Annotated in this window: 7 protein-coding genes; all 7 read left to right on the top strand. The window is 49.8% G+C overall.

Annotated features, from left to right (window positions below; translation table 11 throughout):
• Positions 1-45 precede the first annotated feature (45 nt).
• The 7 genes from H8711_RS13010 to H8711_RS12980 all read left to right on the top strand — a co-directional run bounded on the left by H8711_RS13010 (position 46) and on the right by H8711_RS12980 (position 6,508).
• Entirely contained in the window at positions 46-1,083 is a 1,038-nt protein-coding gene (locus H8711_RS13010) for an O-acetyl-ADP-ribose deacetylase (protein WP_249283824.1), read from the top strand.
• Between the two features lie 5 nt (positions 1,084-1,088).
• A complete protein-coding gene (locus H8711_RS13005; protein ID WP_118599744.1) occupies positions 1,089-2,621 on the top strand; it encodes a hypothetical protein in 1,533 nt (510 codons plus the stop codon).
• Between the two features lie 22 nt (positions 2,622-2,643).
• Positions 2,644-4,152, top strand: coding sequence for a Y-family DNA polymerase (locus H8711_RS13000; RefSeq protein WP_249283823.1), 1,509 nt, complete (start codon positions 2,644-2,646; stop codon positions 4,150-4,152).
• 35 nt (positions 4,153-4,187) lie between these two features.
• Complete coding sequence (locus H8711_RS12995) at positions 4,188-4,631, top strand: GNAT family N-acetyltransferase (RefSeq protein WP_249283822.1); 444 nt, start codon at positions 4,188-4,190, stop codon at positions 4,629-4,631.
• Between the two features lie 36 nt (positions 4,632-4,667).
• The gene (locus H8711_RS12990) at positions 4,668-5,090 is read left to right on the top strand and encodes a YolD-like family protein (RefSeq protein WP_249283821.1); all 423 of its coding nucleotides are present in this window, start codon (positions 4,668-4,670) and stop codon (positions 5,088-5,090) included.
• Positions 5,091-5,192: 102 nt separating this feature from the next.
• Positions 5,193-5,852: a vWA domain-containing protein gene (locus H8711_RS12985; protein WP_249283820.1), complete on the top strand. Its 660-nt coding sequence runs from the start codon at positions 5,193-5,195 to the stop codon at positions 5,850-5,852.
• On the top strand, positions 5,849-6,508 hold the full coding sequence (locus H8711_RS12980) for an SIMPL domain-containing protein (RefSeq protein ID WP_249283819.1): 660 nt from the start codon (positions 5,849-5,851) through the stop codon (positions 6,506-6,508). The genes H8711_RS12985 and H8711_RS12980 overlap by 4 nt, the downstream gene beginning before the upstream one ends.
• Positions 6,509-6,670: the final 162 nt, after the last annotated feature.

Genomic DNA, 6,670 nt, shown 5'->3' with positions numbered 1-6,670 from the left:
ACAAGCTGCTGACCGGCGCGAAGTAACCGGACGGAGGACTGAATAATGCCGCTTCAAATCGTCAGAAATGACATCACAAAAATGAAGGTGGACGCCATCGTCAACGCTGCCAACGAGTCACTGCTGGGTGGCGGCGGTGTGGACGGTTGTATTCACCGTGCCGCAGGTCCGGAGTTGCTGGCAGAATGTGAAACGCTCCACGGCTGCGAAACCGGGAGCGCAAAAATCACGAAGGGCTATAAGCTACCCTGCAAATATGTCATTCATGCAGTAGGTCCGCGCTGGCATGACGGACGGCATGGTGAGCGCGAACTACTGACATCCTGCTATCGGACATCGCTCATGCTGGCGAAGGAATACGGATGCGAGTCGGTTGCGTTCCCTCTGAGTTCCTCCGGCATTTTTGGCTATCCGAAGGATCAAGCTCTCAAGGTTGCGATTGACACCATCAGCAGTTTCCTTCTTGAAAACGAAATGACGGTGTACATCGTCATCTTCGACCGCAAAGCCTATCAGATCAGCGGGAAGCTATTTGCTGATATTGCAGCGTACATAGATGACCGCTATGTGGACGAGCATACCGATAGTCGTTCTGAGCGTCTGCGCAGAATGAGTGCCTTCCGGATGGAAGAACCCATACCTTGCGAGTCATCCGTTTGTGATGAAGCTATTGAAAAGCTCGCAGCTCCTATGGCAGTCAGTTCTGAAAAGGCAGCAACTCTTGACGATGCACTGGGACAGATCGATGAGAGCTTTTCGGAGATGCTTCTGCGGAAGATTGACGAACGCGGCATGACGGACGCACAGTGCTACAAGAAGGCGAACATTGACCGGAAACTCTTCTCGAAGATCCGCTCGGACAAGTCCTACAAGCCTTCCAAGCCCACAGTCATTGCGTTTTCCATTGCCCTTGAGCTGCCCCTTGCGGAAATGAAGGATATGCTCATGAAGGCTGGTTTTGCACTCTCCCACTCCAACAAGTTTGACATCATCGTGGAGTATTTCGTGGAGCATGGGAACTATAACGTCTTTGAGATCAACGAGGCTCTGTTTGCCTTTGACCAGAGCTTGATAGGAGCATAAGGCTTATGGATAAAGTATTTCAGAAATTTTTGCGGAGTGGTATTGACCTTTCGCCCGTAGGGGTGGAGCGTCGTGAAGATAATAACCCCTACTTTTGCACGCCCAAAGGTGCATCTATTTTTGGCTGGGCGGGTGTGGATGGCATCCACTTCTGCTTTGTTCGAGGCTTTGGCGGCGTGGTTTTTTCCGTTAGTCCCATGAACTCGGCTCCTGATTATGTTCATCCGTTGGCAAACAATTTTGAAGACTTTTTGAGGCTGCTCCTTGCTTGCAGTGATTCGGCAGCGTTGGAACAGGCGTGGATGTTGGATAAGTCCCAATTTGAAGCCTTTTTGCGGGATAACCCTCCAACGCAGGATCAGCAAAGAACGCTATTAGAGCTTGCCGAGAAAATGAAATTGACGCCTATGGAACAGCCGTGGGCATACATCAAAAAACTGCAAGCATCTTTTGATTACAGCAAGATCAAGTACACCGAGGACTATTATGATGTTGATATGAACCCGGAAGCAGAACTGACCATGCCTGAGTGGAAGGTCTACTTTGAGGGAAACTTCTGGGGACATTCGGGAAAAGGCCGTGCCGGAACGGAAATCCGGTTGAATAAGCAATTTGACTGGGCTGGGCATCATTGGGTTATTCCTGCGGCGTATTCTTGCAGTAAGGGACTCGTCATGGACTTTTGTATGCGCACCCCAGATGAAGACATTCGTAAGTTCATGACTAAATGGGATTTACACCCCGAAAACGACTCCTGCGAATACTTCACACAGGAGCAGCAAATGCAGATAGATTTAGACAATCCACTTTGCCTTGACTTTATTCCTCGTTTGGAATTGAACGGGAAAACAATGCTGACCTCCCACGGCTGTTCGGTGGTCTTTAATCCATGTTTGCCGGACAGGATGATCAATGAAGCGGAAGCAAAGTGGGCATTAGAACACTATGGTTTGGATACATCCTATGGATGGATGATTTTTCGGGCAGCTTTTCCATGGACAAGCAAACGCCGTCCTGAAATAAAAGCCCTCTCCCTTACAATGGAACAGCAGTCACGCCGTGTCCCGGGACCGCATTTCAAGACACACGCTCCCGGCGATTCGTTTTCTTTTTCCCATCCGGTCAGCGGAACAAAATATACATTGACCGTTCAGGAAATGGAGCAGCAAACAATTTCTGAAAAGTTCGTTGGTTCCGACCGGTGGTTCTATCCCACGCATTTTACTGCTATGAGCTATACGCTTTCTCCTGAACCGGACAATGATATTTCGATCTGTGATTGCGCTGAGGGAGACAAGCCTTTAGAAATTGCCTCATGCTCTGACCGCTATGCACCAGAGGCACAAAACGATATTGCTTGTATCGGCATTATCGGCGGAGCGGACGGTCCAATCGCAATCGTGTGTGGAGGCAGCTCAAAAGAAAAACTCCATGCGGCTTGTTCCTCTCTACACTTTGAGCCGGTGGAGGGTGATATTGAATGGCGTGTCGTATTCAACATTAAAAACTCTAATGAAATGTCATTAGAGCTAATCTAAGAAGAAAGCGGAGGCAAAGAAGATGAAGCAACGCACTTACATCGCAATCGACCTGAAATCCTTCTATGCCTCCGTGGAGTGCAGGGAGCGCGGCTTAGATCCTCTGGACACAAACCTTGTTGTCGCGGACGAAAGCCGGACGGACAAGACCATCTGCCTTGCCGTCACGCCCTCCCTCAAGAGCTACGGCATCTCCGGACGCGGGCGGCTGTTTGAAGTCAAGCAGCGGGTGAAGGAAGCGAATGCCGGACGGCAGCACGACGCACCGGGACACAGACTGGACGGCACATCGCACTTCTTCTCGGAGCTGCAAGCAAACCCGTCTCTGGCGATTGACTTCATCATCGCGCCGCCTCGGATGGCGTACTACATGGAGTACAGCACCCGCATCTATCAGGTCTATCTCAAGTACATTGCGCCGGAGGACATCGTAGTCTACTCCATCGACGAGGTGTTCATGGACGTGACGGACTACCTGAATACCTACAAGCTCTCGGCACATGACCTCGCCATGAAGATCATCCTCGACGTACTTGAGACAACCGGCATCACAGCAACCGCCGGGATCGGTACGAATCTTTTCCTCTGCAAAGTGGCAATGGACATTGTGGCGAAGCACATCCCCGCCGACAAGAACGGCGTCCGCATTGCGGAGCTGGATGAGATGAAGTTCCGGCGTGAGCTTTGGACGCATCAGCCCCTCACGGACTTCTGGCGCGTAGGTCGAGGCATTGCCAAGAAACTTGAACAGAATGGAATGTTCACCATGGGCGATGTTGCCCTCTGTTCCGAGCGGAACGAGGACTTGCTTTACAAGCTCTTCGGCAAGAATGCGGAATTGCTCATCGACCATGCGTGGGGCTGGGAGCCAACTACCATTGAAGCAATCAAGGCATACCGTCCCAGCTCCAACAGCCTCAGCTCCGGTCAGGTATTGCACTGCCCCTATGAGCCGCAGAAGGCGAAGCTGGTTGTCCGGGAAATGACGGACTTGCTTGTGCTGGACTTGGTGGACAAGGGGCTTGTCACCGATCAGATGGTTCTTACCGTTGGCTATGACATTGAGAACCTGACCGATCCGGCGCGGCGGGCAAGGTATCACGGCGCGGTTGAGACAGATCATTATGGGAGGCAGATTCCGAAACAGGCGCACGGCTCTATCAATCTCGACGGTCACACATCATCTACTCGCAAAATAATGTGTGCTGTGTCAGAACTCTTCGACCGGATCGTGGATAAGAATCTGCTTGTCCGCCGTATGTATGTTGTGGCAAATCATGTGCTGCCGGAAGCTGATGTACCGAAGAAAAACGACGGTGCAGTCCAGCTCGACCTCTTTACCGACTATGCCGCCGAAGAGGAAAAACAGAAAGCCGAAGATGCCGCTTTGGAGCGTGAGCGGAAGATACAAGCCGCCACGCTTGCCATCAAGAAGAAGTATGGAAAGAACGCCATCCTCAAGGCAATGAATCTTGAAGAAGGTGCAACGGCAAAGGATCGGAATGCACAGATCGGCGGGCATAAGGCATAAAGGATCAAACTAATCGGAATTTGCGGAGGTCAAATATGGTGTTCAAAGAAATTGTTGATGATAAGATGCTTTATATGGACTTATTGTTGCTGGCAGATGAGCAGGAAGATATGATTCACCGCTATCTTGAAAAGGGAACCATGTATGTACTTGATGATAATGGCGTGAAAGCAGAGTGTATCGTTACCGATGAGGGAAACGCGATTCTTGAAATCAAGAATATTGCTGTAAAGCCAGAATATCAGGGCTGCGGTTACGGAAAAGCCCTAATTAACTTCTTAATTCACCGATATACAGGGAAATACTCTATTATGCAAGTAGGGACAGGAGATAGTGCGTTGACTGTTCCGTTTTATGAGAAATGCGGTTTTACACGCTCTCATTGCATCCCTAATTTCTTTACTGACCATTATGACCATCCGATATTTGAGTGTGGTGTTCAACTTGTTGACATGATATATTTGCAAAGACAGTTATAAATCCCCGGTTACATGGAAGGGAGATGCACAATACACATGAACAATAGGTACGACGAGATTATCAATCTCCCTCACCACGTTTCAAAGACGCGACCGCAGATGCCAATGTCAGATCGAGCAGCGCAGTTTGCTCCCTTCGCCGCCCTCACGGGCTACGACTCCGCTATCAAGGAAACCGGGCGTCTGACCGACGAAAGGATTGAGCTTGACGAGGAAGCTCTGACTGCATTGGACATGAAGTATCAGCTTCTTATGGATGCCCTTAATGAAGCACCGAAAGTCACCATCACCTACTTCCAGCCCGATGAGCGGAAGGCTGGCGGCAAATACATAACAGCAACCGGCGCGGTCAAAAAGGTCGATGATTTTGAGCGGCGGATCACCATGCAGGACGGCACGAAGATTCCGATAGATGACGTTCTAAGCATTGACGGAGAGCTGTTCTCATCGCTGGAATAATGTCGCTTGCCATGCGACCAAATGAAGTGAATACCGAAGTACAATATGACTGTAAGGTGAGACGCCAAGCAGTCATATTTTTTATATGCGGAGGTACTGAACATGAGAAAGAACTTGACGGAGATCGTATTCATCCTTGATCGCAGCGGTTCTATGAGCGGGCTGGAAGCAGACACCATCGGAGGCTTCAACTCCATGATTGAAAAGCAGAAAAGGGAGAATGGCGAGGCATTGATCTCTACCGTCCTCTTTGACAACGTGAGCGAGGTTATTCATGACCGTGTACCGGTTCAAAAGGTCGAGCCGATGACCGACAGGGACTATTCCGTTCGCGGCTGCACCGCGCTTCTGGATGCTATCGGCGGAGCGATTCATCACATTGGAAATGTCCATAAGTACGCAAGAAATGAAGATGTCCCTGAACATACTCTGTTCGTCATCACAACGGACGGCATGGAGAATGCAAGCCGCCGTTATGACAGCGAGAAGGTCAAGAAAATGATTGAGCGTCAGAAGGAAAAGTATGGCTGGGAGTTTTTGTTCCTCGGCGCAAACATCGACGCGGTTGAGACGGCAAGGCATTTCGGAATTGGTGCAGACCGAGCGGTCAACTACCACTCTGACCATGAGGGAACGCAGCTCAACTATGAAGTTCTGAGCGAAGCGGTTTCTGCTGTCCGATGCAGCGTACCACTGGGCACGAATTGGAAAAAGCGTATTGATGAGGACTTCAATTCCAGAAAGGACGGGAGAAAGCAATGAGAACGATCACCGTAAAAGGGACAGGAAATGTCTCCGCAAGACCGGATTACATCATCCTCTCCTTGAACATTGAAACCTTATCTAAAACCTATGACCGTGCAATGTCGGAAGCTGCCGAGAGAATCGAAAGACTGCAAGGTGCCGCAGTCTGCGTTGGGTATCGCAAAGAAGACTTGAAAACCACGAGCTTTGATGTCCAGACAAGATACGAGAACGTCAAGGATCGGCAAGGAAATTACAAGCGAGAGTTTGTCGGATATGCTTGCAGCTATCGCTTGAAACTTGCATTTGACTTTGACAGCAAACAGCTTGCAAAGGTCATTTCTGCGATTGCGGATTGTGGGGCGCAACCAGAACTCAGCATTGCGTTCACCGTGAAAAACCCGGCAAGAGTCAGCGAAGAGCTGCTGATCAATGCGACGGAGAACGCCAGGGCAAAGGCGGAGATTCTTTGCAAAGCATCAGGCAGTACGCTTGGGCAGTTGCTCAACATCGACTACAACTGGGGCGAACTCAATGTTTTTTCCAGAACAAGCTACGATGTTGAAGACTGCATTCAGCCTCTCATGGCGATGAGCAAGTGCGCCGCACCTGAGATTGAGCCGGTTGATATTGATGTGACAGACACAGTGGCTTTCACATGGGAAATCCAATGATTTTTTGACTTTTTTGAAATCCGGTACTCAACAAACGCCCTTTTTGTGTCCGTTGTAAAGTGAAGGGACATTTCACGGAGGAATCTTCGGGGAATACGATTTTGGGAGATTAGCAAGCAAATCCGGTGAGTACCCACCGGAGAAAAATCAGTTAAGGAGACC

The sequence above is a fragment of the Ligaoa zhengdingensis genome (assembly GCF_014384885.1).
Lineage (GTDB): Bacteria > Bacillota > Clostridia > Oscillospirales > Ruminococcaceae > Ligaoa > Ligaoa zhengdingensis.
This window is presented reverse-complemented; position numbering and strand designations above follow the sequence as displayed.

Excerpts from the sequence above, each read along its gene's own strand:
- H8711_RS13000 (WP_249283823.1), top strand. The coding sequence starts at position 2,644 with ATGAAGCAACGCACTTACATCGCAATCGACCTGAAATCCTTCTATGCC.
- H8711_RS12980 (WP_249283819.1), top strand. The coding sequence starts at position 5,849 with ATGAGAACGATCACCGTAAAAGGGACAGGAAATGTCTCCGCAAGACCG.
- H8711_RS13010 (WP_249283824.1), top strand. The coding sequence starts at position 46 with ATGCCGCTTCAAATCGTCAGAAATGACATCACAAAAATGAAGGTGGAC.
- H8711_RS13005 (WP_118599744.1), top strand. The coding sequence starts at position 1,089 with ATGGATAAAGTATTTCAGAAATTTTTGCGGAGTGGTATTGACCTTTCG.
- H8711_RS12995 (WP_249283822.1), top strand. The coding sequence starts at position 4,188 with ATGGTGTTCAAAGAAATTGTTGATGATAAGATGCTTTATATGGACTTA.
- H8711_RS12990 (WP_249283821.1), top strand. The coding sequence starts at position 4,668 with ATGAACAATAGGTACGACGAGATTATCAATCTCCCTCACCACGTTTCA.
- H8711_RS12985 (WP_249283820.1), top strand. The coding sequence starts at position 5,193 with ATGAGAAAGAACTTGACGGAGATCGTATTCATCCTTGATCGCAGCGGT.